The organism is Streptobacillus felis (genome assembly GCF_001559775.1).
In the GTDB taxonomy this organism is placed as follows: domain Bacteria; phylum Fusobacteriota; class Fusobacteriia; order Fusobacteriales; family Leptotrichiaceae; genus Streptobacillus; species Streptobacillus felis.
Genome location: NZ_LOHX01000026.1, coordinates 1 through 510 on the forward strand (window position 1 = coordinate 1; position 510 = coordinate 510).

General features: G+C 40.4%; 2 tRNA genes and 1 rRNA gene. All 3 read right to left on the minus strand.

The features are described from left to right. Positions 1-170 precede the first annotated feature (170 nt). Positions 171-246 (minus strand) — tRNA-Ala (locus AYC60_RS00365). A 23-nt stretch (positions 247-269) separates the two neighbouring features. Next, positions 270-346: transfer RNA gene (locus AYC60_RS00370), tRNA-Ile, on the minus strand. A gap of 94 nt (positions 347-440) precedes the next feature. After that, positions 441-510: ribosomal RNA gene (locus tag AYC60_RS00375) — 16S ribosomal RNA — on the minus strand; the annotation flags it as partial.

Sequence of the window (510 nt, forward strand, 5' to 3'; positions counted from 1 at the left end):
TCCTTCTTCGGCTTTTACTACCTAGGCATCCTCCATGTGCCCTTAATTAGCTTTTTAATCATCTTTTCTATATTTTTTTACAGTTTAACTACTTATCTTTTCTTTCGTCTCTGTTTAAAGTTGTAATTCTTTACTTTCTACTATTCATTTCTCATTGTCCTATGTTTTATTGGTGGAGATAAGCGGGTTCGAACCGCTGACCTCCGCAGTGCAAGTGCGGCGCTCTCCCAGCTGAGCTATATCCCCATAAACAATAGTGTCTTTTCTTCTGGTGGGCATAGCTGGACTCGAACCAGCGACCCCTGCGTTATCAGCACAGTGCTCTAACCACCTGAGCTATACGCCCTTACTTTTATAAAAGACTTATAAAAGGAATAAATAAAGCAAACAAACTCAAAGTAATCTAAGTTCTAATAACCCATTTTATGTTTTCTCCTTAGAAAGGAGGTGATCCATCCGCACCTTCCGGTACGGATACCTTGTTACGACTTCACCCCAATCACTAATCAC